General features: G+C 73.2%; 16 protein-coding genes. 10 read left to right on the top strand and 6 right to left on the bottom strand.

Features of this window, described 5'->3' with window-relative positions:
- Positions 1-339: 339 nt before the first annotated feature.
- Positions 340-891: a hypothetical protein gene (locus ACFQRF_RS26745; RefSeq protein ID WP_379874142.1), complete on the bottom strand. Its 552-nt coding sequence runs from the start codon at positions 889-891 to the stop codon at positions 340-342.
- Positions 892-1,135: 244 nt separating this feature from the next.
- On the opposite strand from ACFQRF_RS26745, the gene ACFQRF_RS26750 reads away from it, so the two are divergent.
- From ACFQRF_RS26750 to ACFQRF_RS26770, 5 genes are all read left to right on the top strand, one after another.
- Positions 1,136-2,785 carry a Mu transposase C-terminal domain-containing protein gene (locus tag ACFQRF_RS26750; RefSeq protein ID WP_379874144.1) on the top strand — a complete coding sequence of 550 codons (1,650 nt, stop codon included), beginning with the start codon at positions 1,136-1,138 and terminating at the stop codon, positions 2,783-2,785.
- Positions 2,779-3,690, top strand: a complete 912-nt coding sequence (locus tag ACFQRF_RS26755) for a TniB family NTP-binding protein (RefSeq protein WP_465262343.1) — start codon at positions 2,779-2,781, stop codon at positions 3,688-3,690. Before ACFQRF_RS26750 ends, ACFQRF_RS26755 begins: the two co-directional genes overlap by 7 nt.
- Positions 3,687-4,691, top strand: coding sequence for a TniQ family protein (locus ACFQRF_RS26760; protein WP_379874145.1), 1,005 nt, complete (start codon positions 3,687-3,689; stop codon positions 4,689-4,691). The genes ACFQRF_RS26755 and ACFQRF_RS26760 overlap by 4 nt, the downstream gene beginning before the upstream one ends.
- Positions 4,692-4,706: 15 nt before the next feature.
- Entirely contained in the window at positions 4,707-4,892 is a 186-nt protein-coding gene (locus ACFQRF_RS26765) for a hypothetical protein (protein ID WP_379874147.1), read from the top strand.
- A 155-nt stretch (positions 4,893-5,047) separates the two neighbouring features.
- Positions 5,048-5,644, top strand: coding sequence for a recombinase family protein (locus ACFQRF_RS26770; RefSeq protein ID WP_379874148.1), 597 nt, complete (start codon positions 5,048-5,050; stop codon positions 5,642-5,644).
- Positions 5,645-5,830: 186 nt separating this feature from the next.
- Here ACFQRF_RS26770 and ACFQRF_RS26775 read toward each other — a convergent pair whose 3' ends face one another.
- Positions 5,831-6,265 carry a hypothetical protein gene (locus ACFQRF_RS26775; protein ID WP_379874150.1) on the bottom strand — a complete coding sequence of 145 codons (435 nt, stop codon included), beginning with the start codon at positions 6,263-6,265 and terminating at the stop codon, positions 5,831-5,833.
- Positions 6,266-6,600: 335 nt separating this feature from the next.
- Here ACFQRF_RS26775 and ACFQRF_RS26780 point away from each other — a divergent pair, with 335 nt between their 5' ends.
- From ACFQRF_RS26780 to ACFQRF_RS26790, 3 genes are all read left to right on the top strand, one after another.
- Positions 6,601-6,798, top strand: a complete 198-nt coding sequence (locus ACFQRF_RS26780) for a hypothetical protein (protein WP_379874151.1) — start codon at positions 6,601-6,603, stop codon at positions 6,796-6,798.
- 19 nt (positions 6,799-6,817) lie between these two features.
- Positions 6,818-7,672, top strand: coding sequence for a hypothetical protein (locus ACFQRF_RS26785; RefSeq protein WP_379874153.1), 855 nt, complete (start codon positions 6,818-6,820; stop codon positions 7,670-7,672).
- Between the two features lie 129 nt (positions 7,673-7,801).
- Positions 7,802-9,388 carry a 3'-5' exonuclease gene (locus ACFQRF_RS26790; protein WP_379874154.1) on the top strand — a complete coding sequence of 529 codons (1,587 nt, stop codon included), beginning with the start codon at positions 7,802-7,804 and terminating at the stop codon, positions 9,386-9,388.
- A gap of 75 nt (positions 9,389-9,463) precedes the next feature.
- On the opposite strand, the gene ACFQRF_RS26795 is transcribed toward ACFQRF_RS26790, so the two are convergent.
- From ACFQRF_RS26795 to ACFQRF_RS26805, 3 genes are all read right to left on the bottom strand, one after another.
- Positions 9,464-10,186 carry a helix-turn-helix domain-containing protein gene (locus ACFQRF_RS26795; RefSeq protein WP_379874156.1) on the bottom strand — a complete coding sequence of 241 codons (723 nt, stop codon included), beginning with the start codon at positions 10,184-10,186 and terminating at the stop codon, positions 9,464-9,466.
- 220 nt (positions 10,187-10,406) lie between these two features.
- Positions 10,407-10,643: a hypothetical protein gene (locus tag ACFQRF_RS26800; protein WP_379874157.1), complete on the bottom strand. Its 237-nt coding sequence runs from the start codon at positions 10,641-10,643 to the stop codon at positions 10,407-10,409.
- 53 nt (positions 10,644-10,696) lie between these two features.
- Positions 10,697-11,893, bottom strand: a complete 1,197-nt coding sequence (locus ACFQRF_RS26805; protein ID WP_379874159.1) for a helix-turn-helix domain-containing protein — start codon at positions 11,891-11,893, stop codon at positions 10,697-10,699.
- A gap of 385 nt (positions 11,894-12,278) precedes the next feature.
- Here ACFQRF_RS26805 and ACFQRF_RS26810 point away from each other — a divergent pair, with 385 nt between their 5' ends.
- Together ACFQRF_RS26810 and ACFQRF_RS26815 are read left to right on the top strand one after the other, a co-directional pair.
- On the top strand, positions 12,279-13,193 hold the full coding sequence (locus ACFQRF_RS26810) for a hypothetical protein (protein WP_379874160.1): 915 nt from the start codon (positions 12,279-12,281) through the stop codon (positions 13,191-13,193).
- Positions 13,194-13,556 carry a hypothetical protein gene (locus ACFQRF_RS26815; RefSeq protein WP_379874162.1) on the top strand — a complete coding sequence of 121 codons (363 nt, stop codon included), beginning with the start codon at positions 13,194-13,196 and terminating at the stop codon, positions 13,554-13,556.
- 5 nt (positions 13,557-13,561) lie between these two features.
- Here the strand turns inward: ACFQRF_RS26815 and ACFQRF_RS26820 are convergent, their stop codons facing one another.
- Entirely contained in the window at positions 13,562-14,479 is a 918-nt protein-coding gene (locus ACFQRF_RS26820) for a DUF3825 domain-containing protein (RefSeq protein ID WP_379874163.1), read from the bottom strand.
- Between the last annotated feature and the right edge of the window lie 50 nt (positions 14,480-14,529).

The raw sequence follows: 14,529 nt of genomic DNA on the forward strand, positions 1-14,529 counted from the left end.
GACAGCGGCGGGATGGCACAGCCCCCACGCCCGCCACAGACCACCCGCCACCCCCCAGACCATCCCCGGCCATCCCGGCTGCCGAGGCCCCCGCCGGAGGCACCGCCCTAACCCCAACCACCCACCCACCGGACCCTGGCGAACGGTCCACTGGTCGACGTCGTCTTGGTGCTCGTCGCCAGACCGTCGGTGATCGTGGCGTAGAGGTCGAGCGTCTCCGGCGCGCTGCATGTCCGCCGCAGCGGCCGGCCGGGTTGTGCAGTGGGCACAGTCGGCCGTTGCCGTGCGGCAGGTACCGTGGTCCGCTGAAGCCCTGGCCACCTGGCAGGCGGGGCGCGGTCAGGTCGCGGCGCCGCCGGTGCAGGTGGTCGTTGCCGTCTCGCGGACGAGTTTGGCGACGGTGGGGTAGCGCCGGCGGAGGGCGTCGAGCTGGTGCGAGGCCGCGGTGTCGTCTTGGGTCCCGGCGAGTTGTTCGCCGATGGCGGTCCGCACCGCGGCGGCGAACGCCGGCGGCCAGGTGACCAGCGACTGCGCGGCGACCAGCCCGGTCAGCGCATCCACGAGGTGGATGCGCACCACCAGGTGGCCGTCGCCCCCGCTCAGCCCCGGCGGGTAGCCCGGATCCTGGCGGATGGCCTGCCACGCGCCCTCTATCCAGCCGGTTTGCTCTCCGAAGCGTGTGGCGAGCACGAGGACGTCGGGCTGGGTGATCAACGCGAAGCGGGCCGCGCCGGCGCGGCCGTGCACCGCGTCGATCATCCGCTGGTCCGGGGCGGGCACCGACACCATGAGCTCGGCCCCGTGCTGTACCGAGAGCCGCCATGACGCTGTTTCGGGGTACCGGGAGCGAGCAGGGTCGTAGCGCTCACCGACGCTGGGAAGTTTCTGCATACCCCATCTTGGCTGTTCACAGCGGTGTGGGGCCCGGGGTCTGAGGAACATCGGAGCAGGATCGTGCGCTAAGCGCTCTTCGCGCAGGTCACCGGGGTGCGGTGTGAATGTTCGAAGTCGTGTTCAGCAGTGACCTGGGGATTCCCTGTCGAGTGCGGAGAACTTCGGGTTTCCCGGACATCCGAAGTCGTGCGCACTACCGTCGATTTGACCGCAGTCGTGCGCACAGCGGCAGGAGTCGCGGATGTCGGAAGAGCCGGTGACCGAGTGCGGCGTGCTGACCGCGTCGCCCCGCGAATGGGAGACCGCCGTGCGGCGGGCCGAGGTGATCGGGCCGCTCGCCGGACAGGACATGGTGGGCCGCTCGGCCGCGGAGCACGCCGCCGCCGAGCTGGGCATGTCCCCGCGGCATGTGTATCTGCTGATCAAGCGGTGGCGCGGGGGTGCGGGCCTGGTCTCGGACCTGCTGCCGGGCCACTCCAGCGGCGGCCGCGGGAGCGGCCGACTACCAGAACAGGTCGAGGCCATCGTCCGCCAGGTGCTGCGCAGCCGGTACCTGACGCGCCAGCGCCGCTCGGTGGCTGCGGTGCACCGTGAGATCACGCGGCAGTGCCGGGCCCGGGGCCTGCGGGCCCCCTCCAGGGGAACGGTAGCGCGCCGGATCGCCCGCCTTGACCCGGTCACGGTCACCACCGCGCGGCAGGGAAGCTGGGCCGCCCGCCCGCTGCACCCGGCCGGCGGCGTTGCGCCCGCGGTCACCGGGCTGCTGGAGCAGGTCCAGATCGACCACACCCCGGTGGACGTGATCGTGGTCGATGAGCGCCACCGGCTCCCGATCGGCCGACCGTATGTGACGGTGGCGATCGACGTGGCCAGCCGCTGCGTGGTGGGCCTGGTGGTGACGCTGGAGGCGCCTTCAGCGACCTCGGTGGGGCTGTGCCTGGCGCACACGGTCACCGGCAAGCGGGCCTGGCTGGAGCAGCTCGGGGTGGACGCGGCGTGGCCGATGAGCGGCAAGCCGTTGGCGCTGTACGTGGACAACGCCGCGGAGTTCAAGAGCGAGGCCCTGCGCCGCGGATGCGACCAGCACGGCATCGGGCTGGGCTACCGGCCACCGGGACAGCCGCACTTCGGCGGGATCGTGGAGCGGGTGATCGGCACGATGATGCGGGAGGTGCACGAACTGCCGGGCACCACCTTCTCCAACACCGCCGAGCGCGGCGCCTACGACAGCGACGGCCAGGCGGTGCTGACCATGGCCGAGTTGCAGCGGTGGCTGGTGCTGGCTGTGGCGTCCTACCACGGCCAGGTGCATGAGGGACTCGGCCGCACCCCGGCCGGGGCCTGGGAGGAGACGGCCGCTTCCTCAGGTTGGCCGGTGACGGTCACCAGCCAGACGGCGTTCCTGGTGGACTTCCTGCCGGTGATCCGCCGGACCTTGTCGCGGTCGGGGTTCGTGATCGGCCACGTCCAGTACTACAGCGACGCGCTGAAGCCCTGGATCGCCCGCCGAGAGCACCTGGGCCGGTTCGTGCTGCGCCGCGACCCCCGCGACATCAGCCGGATCTGGGCCCTGGACCCCGGCGGTGCCGCCTACGTCGAGGTTCCCTACCGGACGCTGTCGCGGCCGCCGATCAGCGCATGGGAGCACAAGGCCGCCGTGGCGCGGATGCGCGAGCTGGGCCGTGCCGAGGTCGATGAGAACGCGCTGTTCGCCATGGTGGCGCGGATGCGCGAGATCACCGACACCGCCACGGCCACCACCCGCAAGGCCCGGCGTGACCGCCAGCGCCGCCCTGAGATTCAGGTGCGGCCGCCCGCGGCGCCAGCACCGCCCGGGGACCAGGGCGAGACGGTCGTGGCCCGGCCGTTCGAGGAGATCGAGCAGTGGTGAACGCCGCCGGCCCGGGGGAGTTGGCGCACCTGCATCCGGCCGCCCGAGAGATCGCGCGGCTCCCGGATGACCAGCGGCTCGCCTACGTACGCTCCGATCGCTGGATCGGCTACCCCCGCGCGGCTGCGGCCCTGGAGCGGCTGGAGACGCTGCTGAGCTGGCCGGCCAAGCAGCGGATGCCCAACCTGCTGCTGATCGGGCCGACCAACAACGGCAAGTCGATGATCGTGGAGAAGTTCCGCCGCTGTCACCCCGCGGTGGCGCACCCGGATCGCGAGGAAACCCCGGTGCTGGTGGTGCAGATGCCCTCAGAGCCGTCGGTGGGCCGGTTCTACACCGCGCTGCTGGCCACGCTCGGCGCGCCGCTGCGCTCGCGGTACCGGGTGGCCGAGCTGGAGCACCTGGTGCTGCGGCTGCTGCGCGCGGCCGGCGTGCGGGTACTGGTCATCGACGAGCTGCACAACGTGCTCAGCGGGCGCAACGGCACCCGCCGGGAGTTCCTGAACCTGCTGCGCTACCTGGGTAACGAGCTGCGCATCCCGCTGGTGGGCGTCGGTACCCGCGACGCCTACCTGGCGATCCGCGCCGATGCCCAGCTAGAGAACCGGTTCGTCCCCTTCCCCCTGCCGCCGTGGGAGGCCGACGCCGACGCCTGCTCGCTGCTGGCCAGCTTCGCCGCCTCGTTCCCGCTGCGCAGGCCCTCGCCGATCGCCTCCGCCGAGATGGCCGGCTACCTGCTCACCCGCAGCGAGGGCACGATCGGAGAGCTGGCCCACCTGCTCACCGACGCCGCGGTGGCCGCGATCGACTCCGGCGAGGAGGCCATCAACCAGCGCACCCTGCTGCTGGCGTCCTACGCCGGGCCCGGTGAGCGGCGCCGGATGTTCGAGCGCGAACTGGGATGAGCACGGTCCGGCGATGGCCGCTGCACCCGCGTCCCGGCCCGCTGGAGTCGCTGTCCTCATGGCTGGAGCGGCTCGCCGGCCTGTACGAGCTGCCGGTGCAAGACCTGCTGACCCGCAACCTGGGCCTGGCCGACCTGTGGGTCCCGGCCGACCTCGACTACGACCCGCCCCAAGCGATGCTCGTCGCGCTGGCCGGGCGCACCGGCGTGGACGTGGCCCGGCTGCGGTCGATGACGCTGGCCGGATGGCAGCCGTGGCTGTTCGACATGCTTCCCCTGCCGGTGCAGGGGATGCAGCCGGTGTTCGACACCTACGTCCGGGACAACTCGGTGCTCCTGGCCCCCGGCGAGGCCGGCGACAATCGCGTTGATGCGCGGGGGCAGCGCTGGGCGGGGCCATGGCTCGCGCGCTGGCCGCGGAGCCGGGCCTGCCCTCTCTGCGCCAAAGATCCGGCGTGCGGCCGTGCCCTGGTGTGGCGGCTGCCGCTGATGACCGGCTGCGCCGAGCACGACTGCCGACTGGAGGACGCCTCCAAGGTCGCGATCTCGATCACCCTGGGGCGGCCGGGGCCCGGCCCGGTGCCGCTGGAGGAGCCACTGGCCACCGTGGACCGCTACACCCACGAAGGGCTCACCACCGGCCGGGTCGCCCTCCCGGGCCGCAGCGTGCACGCCGGGGTGTGGTTCCGGCTGCTGCGTGGCCTGCTGGACGAAGTCAGCCTCGCGACGTCTGCCCGCAACGCCCACGGCCGGGCCGTGCTGGAACGGATCTGGGAGGCGACCGGCCGTGAGGAACGCGCCGGACTGAACATCTGGCAGCCCTACGAGCAACTGAAGCCGGAGGTGCAGGACGAGATGCTGCGCGCCGCCGGCACCGCGCTGCACCTGGCCGCCGAGGGCAAGATCGCCGCCCGCGGCCGACTCGCCTCCGCCCTGCGGCCACCGCCGCACCGCCACGTCTACGACGGCGACCGCCCCTCTCCCCACCGCACCGTCTGGTAGGACACCATCGCCCAGATGGAAGCCGTACTGAACCTGGCACGCCGCGACCGCGGCACCGCCCGCCGGCTCCTCCATTTCCTCACCCTCGGCTGCCGCACCCTCAACCGGTTCGAGGAAGAACGCGCCTACCTCTTCGGCGCCGGTGTCCCCGCCGAGTTCCTGCCCAGCGCCCGCGAACTCGGCCACGACGACCTCACCTGAGCTGTTCCACATCCTTGGAAGTGGAACAGGGCGCCGGGAGTCCCGGTGGGGATCCCGATCCTGGGCGGATCACCCCGCCGGTCGTTCCGGAATTCGTTCCACAAATAGCGTTCCGCAAGGCTCGTACGGCGCCGACTTCCGGTACGGTTGCGGCCATGGGAACCGACCATCACCCCTCGACCGGCCTCGCTCTCGGTTACGCCCGGGTCTCCACCACCAAGCAGCACCTGGAGCGCCAGCTCGACGCCCTGTCCGCGGAGGGCATTGCCGACGAGCGCATCTACGTGGACAAGAAGAGCGGTGCCACCGTCGAGCGCGAGGGGCTGGCCGCCCTGCTCGCCTACGCCCGCCCCGGCGACCGCATCGTTGTGCACACCCTCGACCGGCTCGGCCGCAACCTGCGCGAGGTCCTCAACCTCGTCCACGACCTCAACGAGAAGAACATCGGCGTGCGCTCGCTGGCCGACCCGCTGCCGATCAACACCGCCGATGAGGGCATGGGCCGCATCGCCTTCCTGCTGCTGGCCCTGTTCGCCGAGATGGAACGCACCTTCACCGCCGAGCGTGCCGCCCACGCCCGCGCCGTGGCCGAAACCGCCGGCCGCCGCATCGGGCGCCCCATGGCCCACCCCGCCGACAAGGTCGACTACGCGCGCCTGCTCAAAGGCCAGGGCGCCAGCCTCGGGGAGATCAGCACCAAGACCGGCATCCCCAAGACCTCCCTGCACCGCTACCTCCAGGACGGCGCGTAGGGCGACGCGTGTGCAGAGGACTCCGGTCATCCGTGCAATCGACTACGGAAACTGACACCTGCTCGGGTGTCAGATCCATACCGCAAGCCTCTCAGAACACCCTCGCACAACGTGAGGGTTTCGAGAGGGCTTTTGCGAACACCCGCCTGCGAGAACAGGGCGCCCCGCAGGGCTCTCGCAGAACTCTCACAAACGACCGTTTATGAGAGAGCCCCGCGCATCCCACTCCGCCAGTGCCTCCTGGAGTTCGCGTGCCACCTCGGCGTTGACCCCGCGCCGGTGCGCGGTGTGACGCAGGTACTCCTCGGCCCCCTGCTGTAGCGCGGCGAAGGGGTAGGAGGTCACGGCGTACACGGGAGTTCCCCAGACGCTGATGTGGCTCCAGGAGTCGATGCACCGCGGGCCGTCGGAGGCGGCCGGAAGATGCCCGGCGACGTAGCGCGGGCCTCCGCCGTCGCACCGCCAGAACCAGCGCTGCGTGATGGCGCAGCGGCAGGCCAGGATGCCGACCATGTCGGGGTGGCGGCGCTGCCACTCCGCGTCCAGGACGTAGACGTCCGCCCGCTGAGGCAGCGTTCGGCCGCACAGGCAGCAGGTCAAGCGGATCTTCGGGCGCTTCACAGGATGCTCCTCAAGGCTCGGTGCGACCCATGCTGCCAGGCAGCTTGCCGTGTGTCCGGGAAACCTCACCGCCAGCGCACTCCCGGTGAGCAGTCCGGGTCACGGCCCTACCGCCAAATCCTGTAGTAATCCTCCTCGACCCCCGAGGACGTGGTCGCCCTGGAGGTGGCCGAGGACATGGTCCACGGCCAGCTCCAGGGCGCGGCTGGTGCTGCGAGTCGGCGCCGACCCCGCCCGAGTGCCCGAGCTGGTCCTACCGCGCCCGACGGAGGACGAGGCATAGATAGAGCGTCACACCCCGCGGTGATGCTGGACCCACACCGAGAGGAAGATCCGTGACCTGGACCTACAGTGCCGCTCACTCCCCCACCGAGCCCACCGACCAGCTGGTGATGCAGATCGCGGAGCTGCTGACCCGGGAGGGCGTGCTCGACCCCGACGACCCGGTCGAGCTGGACGGGGTCGGCGCGGAGGCGACCGCCCTGGTACGCGTCGGGGGACAACGGTTCCGCATCGGTGTGCAGCGTTGGTAGCCGAAGAGAGGAAGAGAAGATGAGCCTCATCGACCCGATGGACCGCGTGCTGCACCCGGTGCGGCATCCCAGGCCGGGCGTGTGGAGTGACCAGGGGCCCCGGCCCCGCCAGCAGGACGCAGCGGCCGTCGCCGTTGCGGGCCTGGACCGCCGCGTGGGCGCCCTCATGACCTACGGCCATCGTGGCGCGGCGCTGATGGACGGCTTCGGCGGCCACCCGGCCGTGGAGGAGGTGACCCAGCGCGCCGCGCGGCGCGCCGCCGAGGCCGCGGCCGCGCGGGGGGCGCTGGCCGGGCTGGCGGCCGCGGCTGAGGTCGTGCGCGCCGCCGAAGGCGAGGACGACGACGGCCCTGACTGCGTCGGCGCCGTCGTCGCGGTGGAGCAGCGCCAGGCCGCCTGGACCGGAGACGTGCGCGTCTACACCTGGCGCCGCGCCGATCACACGCTCACCCTGCACACCGCCGACCACACCGAGGGCGCCGCGATCCGTGCCCGGCTGGCCGACGGGACGGCCGCCGGCGAGCAGCTCGGCGACCCCGCCGAGTACGACCACGTGATCACGACCTCCATCGGCTGTCACACCGCGCCGGAGACCCCGGAGACCGATCCGCGCCCGTCGCAGGATCGCGCCGGATGGGTGATGCTGCCCGGGGACTGTGACGCGATCATCCTCACGTGCGATGGCGTGCACGATGCGCTGACGCACGAGGACATGTGGGGGACCGTCCTGACCTGTGAGAAGTATGGCGCGGAGGCGGTCGCCCGGGCCCTGGTGGAGGACGCGCGCGCCGCTGACGCGGCGCGGGATCCCGAACACCGCGTTGACGACAACGCCACGTGCGTCGTCATCCCGATCGGCCCGATCGGCGCGTGAGCGTGAGGGGTGCCGCCCGGGCCGCACAGCCCGGGCGGCACCCCGTTTCCGACGGTGGGTGCCCGCTCTGCCAGGACCTGGCGCCCACCGAACCGCCACAGAACAGTCATTCCGCGACAGGAGAATCGTATGGGCGCCAAAGCCCCCAAACCGTTCGGGCCGATCCAGGCCGCCCGCGAGACCGGGCTGCCCTGGGACTTCGCCGTGGCGTCCGGACTGGTGCCGGCCGCCGACGTCGACGGCAAGAAGTGGTCGCCGCAGGTCGTGGCTGAGGCCAAGGCCCGCGCCGAGCAGATCCGCGAGCAGCTGGAGGCGGTGCGGGCGGCGCTTCCGGTGGGCGCCACCCGCACCGCCGAGGCGATCGCGCAGCGCACCGGCCTGGAGGTGACGGCCGGCGATGTGGAGACGCTGGCCGAGCGCGGCCTGCTCGCCCCCGTCGACGAGTACAAGGGCCACCCGCTCTACGCGGTGGAGCAGGCGGCCGCGATCCCGGGCGAGATCGTCGCCGAGGTGGTCCAGGCCCGTCAGGCGTGGCTGGAGACCAGCATGACCACCGAGCAGGCCCTGGACCGGCTCGGATGGCACTACCGCGAGCTGATGGCCGTCGCCGCCGAACGTGGCCTGGTCAGCGCCGGGCGCCGGTGGGGCGGCGCCGACATCGAGGCCCTGGCCCAGGACGAGGAGCTGTGCGCGCGGGTGGAGGCCGACCGGCTTCTCGGCCCGGACCAGGCCGCCGCGCACCTGGAGATCCGGCGCAAGGACCTCGACTACCTGGTGGCCGGTGGGCTCATCGCCCCGGCCGACCACCTCGTCAAGCCGGTCGGGCGGCGCAGCGAGGTCGAGATCCCGCTGTATCGCACCGGCGACCTCGCCGAGCTGCGGGAGGACGCGAGCCTGGGCATCGACTGGGAGGCGCTGCGCGCGGTGCGGCCGGGCGCGCCGTCCCCGCTGCGCGAGATCGTCGCGGGTCTGCCGCCCTCGCGCGCGGCGCTCGTGCGCGCCTTCGCCGCCGAGATCGGCGAGCGCTTCGGCGTGGAGGTGTGGCCGCGCTACTGGTCCGGCCGCCAGCTCTGGGAGATCGACTGGGAGCAGCGCGCCGATGGCGGCCCGACTCTGGAGGAGGTCAAGCAGGCTCTGGCCGAGCATCCCGCTGGCGCCCACACCGGCCACATCGACCTGTCCACCGAGGTCGGCGACGTCATCCGCCACGCCCGCGCGGCCGTGGAACCCGGCGTGGCGGTGGTGCTGGATACCGAGACGACGGGGCTGGAGGGCGCGATCGTGGAGATCGCGATCATCGACGCCGCCACCGGCGAGGCGCTGCTGGACACCCTCGTGCACCCCGGAGAGGTGGAGATGGAGCCGGGCGCCCAGCGGGTGCACGGCATCACCACGGCCATGCTGGATGGCGCACCGGCCTGGGACCGGGTGTGGCCGCGCGTGGCCGCGGCCATCGGCGGCCGCACGATCCTGGCCTACAACGCCGACTTCGACCGCGGCCGCATCCGCGCCGACTGCGCCCGCTACGGCATCGACCCCGGACGGCTGGCCACCAGCACGGCGTGGCGGTGCCTGATGGAGGACCGGTCCGTCTACACGCGGGTGAGCGGCTGGATGCCGCTGGGCGGCGGACACCGCGCACTCGGTGACGCGGCCGCGGCTCTGGAGCTGCTGCGCGGCTTCACCGCGGCGCCCGCACCTCCGGCGCGGCGGTGACCCGGCTCAGCGGTGGGGCCGCCGGGGACGGGTCCGCGCCCCTGGCGGCTCCCTGTTCTCCGGGTCGGCCGGGGGTCAGGCGGCCGGTGTCCGTCCGGTCGCGGGCGTGCGGTCGAGCGCGGCGCGCAGCTGGCCGGGTAGCAGCCGACGGCGCCCCGCCGCGCAGATCCCGGGCGTGAGCCGGCCGTCCAGGATCATCTGGTGCACGGCGGCCTCCGGCACGCCGAGCAGGTCCGCGGCCACGCACACGCTGATGGGCGCGTCGGCCGGGCGCACACTCAGCGCGGATGCGGCGGTGATCCACGGCTGACCCTCCAGCAGGGCGCCGTCGAGGTCGCCGAGCAGGACCAGCGCGTTCAGGCCGCGCGCGTCGATGAGGGCCAGCGCGGCGGCGGAGGAGGGGCGCAGCAGCCGGCGGCCGTCGGGGGCGGTGCGGGCGCGCACGCGCCGCCCGGCCGCAGGTGAGGCCGCCGCGGCGGCGCGGGCGCCGCGCAGCAGGTCCACGACCGCGCCCGCGGGATAGCGGTGCTGCCGCCCGATCTGGTCGGCTTCGATGAGCCCGGCCCGGGCCCACCGGCGCACGGTCTCGCCCCGCACCCCGCACACCGCGGCCGTCTCAGCGCGGGTGAGCAGCGCGTGCGGGTGGCGCAGCTCCAGGATCTCCTCCGGTCTCCACCACCACCGGCCGCGCGCGCACACCCCGCTCAGCTCAAAGCGGTGGTGCGCCGCGACGAGGTCGGCGGCCGGGGTTTCGGCGATGCGGGCGGCCGCCGCGGCGGGCAGCAGGCGGTAGGGCACCGGGATCCTCCGTTGCGATGATGGCCGCTGCCGGCCCGGCTCCCGCTCTCGGCCGGGTCGGCAGCGGCGTGCCCGCACCCCCCGGGGGTCCCCGGCCAGCCGGGACCGGGGCACCCCTCTCCCCAGGGGGCGCGGGCGGGGGCGGCCGCGTCCCCGCCAGATGGACGAGCGGGGCGCGGCCACGGGACCGGGCGTCATGGCGCCCGGTCCGGGAGGGTGGCTATTCCCGGCCGGCCGGTACCGGCTGCCAGTAGCGGTGTCCGCGCTTGCGCTGCGGCAGCAGCGGGCGCGTGCCGCTCACCTCGGCGCGCGCGTCGTCCTTCTGGTGCCCGCGGGGCCCGCGCCCGCTGCCCGGCTGCGCCTCCTGGTCCCCGATGTAGGGCCCAAAGCCGCTCCCCAGACGGGCGGCCCGGCGCGACGGTGCAGGGCAGGGGTCTTCTGTCCATGTGATCGCCATACGTCGATCGTCGCGCCGATCGGCCCGAGGTTTGTTCCCTCTTTTTGGAACATTCAGATGACGCGCATCCGCCGCTGGAGCCGGCGCAGCGGCGCGGGGAGCGCGTTGTGCATGTCGACCAGGTGTTCCACGACGGTGCGGGCGGTGGGGTGGTAGCGCACCATCTCCGGGGCGAGGCTCTCGGCAGTGGTGATGTGGCGCAGGGCGTCGGCGGGCAGGCGTGCCTCCACCAGCGCCCGTGCCATGTCGATCGAGTGGTGTGCGCGCCGCTCCGGGATGAGGTCGGCCAGCAGCTGCGGCGCCGGCTCGCGTTTGACGACCTCGTCGTAGTCGCGGAGCTCGACGGCGACGGCGGCGCCGTGCACGCCGATGTTGCCCGAGGTGAAGGTGGTGCCGTGGGCGTCGCGCAGGACGCGCTGCCCGGCGGCGGCGCGCTCACCGGCGCGGACGTCGATCTCCTGGGCTTGGGCGAAGTGGTCCCAGGCGTCGGTGGCGCGCCCGGCGCGCGCGGCGATGACGGCCTGGCGGAGCCGGATCGCGCCGAGCACCTCGGCGGCGTCGGGCCGGTGCTCGTCCACGCGGCGCAGAGCGTGCTCCAGTGAGGCCAGCGCGGGACGCCACTGCGCGCGGTCCATCATCATCAGCGTGCGGCGCTGGGTGAGCATCGCCTCCAGGTGCGGGTCGGCGGCGGCCGCGGCCGATACGCGGGCCCGCTCGGCGATGTAGTCGGCGAGATCGGCATGGCCGAGCTTGCGGGTCAGGCGCAGCGTCAGCACCTGGGCGCGGTGCAGCACCTGCCACGCGCGGGGCTCGCCGGCCTCGGCCACGTGCACGGCCAGCTCTTCCAGCAGCGCGGGCAGCAGGGCGCCGGCCTTGGTGTGCTGGGCCTGTTGCAGGTGGCGCGCCACCACGGCCGACTCGCGGGCCAGTTCCTCCAGCGGCCGGGGCGCGGCGTCGAGTTCGGGGGGCACGTCGACGTAGGCCAGCACCTCGCGGATCGCCGTGACGTGGGCGTGCACGGCCTCCTGGCCCGCATAAGGCTGGCCGTACAGCTCCGCGGTCGTCACGCCCAGAGCCGCGGCGACCTGCGCGACGAAGCCGGGGGTGGCGATCCGGGCGCCGCTTTCGACCTTGGCGATCTGGGAGCGGCTGTAGCGGCAGCGCGCGGCGAGCCCGAGCTGGGTCACCCCCCGCAGCTTGCGCGCCCGGGCTATGCGCTGGCCCGTGGTGGCTGGATCCTCGTTCGGCATGGGGCGGCTCCTCTCCCGCCCCCTCAGGCTACGGTGCCCCCGGTCGTCCGGCCGGCGGCCGGGGCGCGGATTTCACCGGCACTGGGGCGGGCATGGGCGGCCGCCCAGCAGCTCGGCGTGGATCCACGCCCCGCGCGGGTGCAGCGGCGCGACGCGGCCGCGGTAGGTCCAGGCGCCGCGGTGGTCGGAGGCGTATCCAGCGGCACGCCGAGGAGTTCCACCTCGTGCAGGGGCCTCATCGTGCCCCAGCGCGGTGACGCCTCCGCCCGCGCGCGTTGGCGGGGTGGCCACATCCGGACACGCATCGGCCCTGGTCAGACCCCCAACACGTGAGAGGATGCCCCAGCTTGTCCTTTATGTGGTCTTTTGGAGGGGAGTGGGGGCTATGGGAGACGGACACGGGGAGGAGTCCGCCCCGACCTGGAACAGCGCCTACGGCCGCTTCCTAGTGGCTTACCGGGCCTGGCGCGCGGCCGAAGCCGAGACCGAGACCGCGCTGCAGCGCGGCGACGTCATGGTGGCGGCGGGCCGGCTGGCCGATGGCCTGTCCTGGGCGGTCGAACTGGACGCGGCGTGGACGCGTCTGGACGGCGACGCCTACACCCGGGCGCGCGCCGCCTCGGGCCCGCACGCGCTCCTGGAAGCGCTGGCCACCGCCCGCCGCGCCTGGGGCACCATCACCCCGATGCAGATCGGCGGGGAGCTGCGGATGCTCCCGCTCGCCGACCTCACCCCCGCCGATCCGGTGACGGCCGGCCTGTACGAGGAGCACCTGGCCGGGCGCGGCCTGAACCGCATCTACCGCGACCTCGTGCCCTGGTTCGAGGACTGCGGCGCCGGCACCGGCGGGCACGTCGTCCGCGAGTACGGGCCGACCATCCTGCTCACCGAGCCCCCTCAGGACGACTACACCCGCGCGGTGATCAGCGACGCCGAGGCGCTGATGAACGGTGACCCGGTCCTGGAGGCCGAGCAGACCGCGCGCGGGTGGCGGCACCTGACCGTCGTGCACGGCCCCCAGGGCGAGGGCGAGGACTTCCGCGGCGAGATCACCGCGCTCGGCGTCGTCCTCAACTTCCTCATCGGCGCGCCCCCGCCGTTCCAGATCGGCGCCGCGCCCGACCGGCAGCTCATCGCGGTCGGGCCGCCCGAGGCCGACCAGACCGTGAGGCTCCTGGAGCTGCTGGCCCGCCAGCTGGGCGGCGATGCCTGGCAGGTGTACCGCGGCCTCGTGCCCGGCGATGTCCCGGTGACCGGCGTGCTGGCCGGCCCCCGCCGCGACGACGCCGCGGGCGCGTAGGTGGGGGCCTGGCGCGCGCAGCCGGCCGCCTGGCCGCTGGGCGTCCCGCCCGCCGCCGACCCGGGATTCCCGAGCCGGGCGCGGCATTGGCTGGCCGAGCACGCGGTGCCGTGGTGGCTGGCCGCCGCGCTGCCGGAGGACGTGCCGCCACGGGCGGCCGGGCGGCTGGGGCGGCGGATGCTGGCCGCGCGTCACGCCGGGCTGGCCCACGCCCAGCAGCGGCTGGAGGCCGAGCTGCGCCTCGACGGCCTCTCTCCCGCCGAGGCCCGCGAGGCCGCGGCGGCGGCCGCCGCGCACCGGCGCCGGCTGGCCACCCGGCTCACCGAACTCGACACGCTCGGCCGCCACCTACCCTCGCGTTGACGGCGTCACGACGGAGCTTCTTCGCAGACAGCGGGTCGCAGCCACTCGCTGTCGGGGCGACCCACCAGCCGGGCGTTGTTGTAGGCCATGGCGGGAGTGAAAACCGTGTGGCCGCGATAGAACTCCCCTTGCGGGGAGACCACCAGCGCGAGATCGACCACGCCGGCGTCGACCAGCGACAGCGGGAGCAGGAGCTGAACCGTGTCCAGTGCCGGGTACCAGACCGGCACTGCCGTCCTGTGGTTGCGGCGGACTCGCTCCAGCACTGTGTCGATGGCACCCTTCAGTGCCATGCATGCAAGGTGGGGGTTTCGCTGGAGGGGTGCCGGAAATCTGGCGAGGCGATGACCGTCGAGGATGTGATCCACGCTGACGATGAGTTCCCGGCGCCAATCGTAGACGTAGTCCGCCGGGTTGTCGGTGTAGGTCACGAAGTCGGGACGAAGGGAGGGTGGGAAGTGATCCATGAAGTCGTGCTTGCCCTCCACGCACCAGTCCACGAAGTCCCACGGATGGCCGGTCCGGGAGTTGCGGCGGAAGAGCCCGTAGATCACCTCCTGTCGCGCTGTTGCCAGTCCTGTATTGAAGGCGGAGTGGGAGGCATCGACGCTCGCTGAGATCTTGCCCTGCTGGCGTGCGCGCTCGAACGTCCAGCAGATGTAGTTGCGCAGGATCCCCTTGTCGCCCGGTGAGTCCCGATCCCAGTTCTCCGGCTCTGCCATATCCGCCAAGTCGCCGAACAGGTCGGGGCCAGCCTTCCCCATGTATGCGTACTCGTAGAGCGCATTGCCGGGCGTTCTTCTGGACGGGCGGGGTGATCGTGACGCAGGCGTCGGCGGAGCCGGAGACGTCGCGCTGTCGAAGTGCCGCTTGAGCCGCGCAAGGTCTTCTGCCGACGCCAAGGCGTGGTTCACGGTGGTCACAGGAATTCTTTCAAGGTCGCGTCCGGGTCGTGCGGGATTGCGCCGCTGGG

The organism is Marinactinospora rubrisoli (assembly GCF_042664915.1).
In the GTDB taxonomy this organism is placed as follows: Bacteria; Actinomycetota; Actinomycetes; order Streptosporangiales; family Streptosporangiaceae; genus Marinitenerispora; species Marinitenerispora rubrisoli.

Excerpts from the sequence above, each read along its gene's own strand:
- ACFQRF_RS26790 (WP_379874154.1), top strand. The coding sequence starts at position 7,802 with ATGGGCGCCAAAGCCCCCAAACCGTTCGGGCCGATCCAGGCCGCCCGC.
- ACFQRF_RS26800 (WP_379874157.1), bottom strand. The coding sequence starts at position 10,643 with ATGGCGATCACATGGACAGAAGACCCCTGCCCTGCACCGTCGCGCCGG.
- ACFQRF_RS26805 (WP_379874159.1), bottom strand. The coding sequence starts at position 11,893 with ATGCCGAACGAGGATCCAGCCACCACGGGCCAGCGCATAGCCCGGGCG.
- ACFQRF_RS26770 (WP_379874148.1), top strand. The coding sequence starts at position 5,048 with ATGGGAACCGACCATCACCCCTCGACCGGCCTCGCTCTCGGTTACGCC.
- ACFQRF_RS26785 (WP_379874153.1), top strand. The coding sequence starts at position 6,818 with ATGAGCCTCATCGACCCGATGGACCGCGTGCTGCACCCGGTGCGGCAT.
- ACFQRF_RS26745 (WP_379874142.1), bottom strand. The coding sequence starts at position 891 with ATGCAGAAACTTCCCAGCGTCGGTGAGCGCTACGACCCTGCTCGCTCC.
- ACFQRF_RS26810 (WP_379874160.1), top strand. The coding sequence starts at position 12,279 with ATGGGAGACGGACACGGGGAGGAGTCCGCCCCGACCTGGAACAGCGCC.
- ACFQRF_RS26765 (WP_379874147.1), top strand. The coding sequence starts at position 4,707 with ATGGAAGCCGTACTGAACCTGGCACGCCGCGACCGCGGCACCGCCCGC.
- ACFQRF_RS26750 (WP_379874144.1), top strand. The coding sequence starts at position 1,136 with ATGTCGGAAGAGCCGGTGACCGAGTGCGGCGTGCTGACCGCGTCGCCC.
- ACFQRF_RS26760 (WP_379874145.1), top strand. The coding sequence starts at position 3,687 with ATGAGCACGGTCCGGCGATGGCCGCTGCACCCGCGTCCCGGCCCGCTG.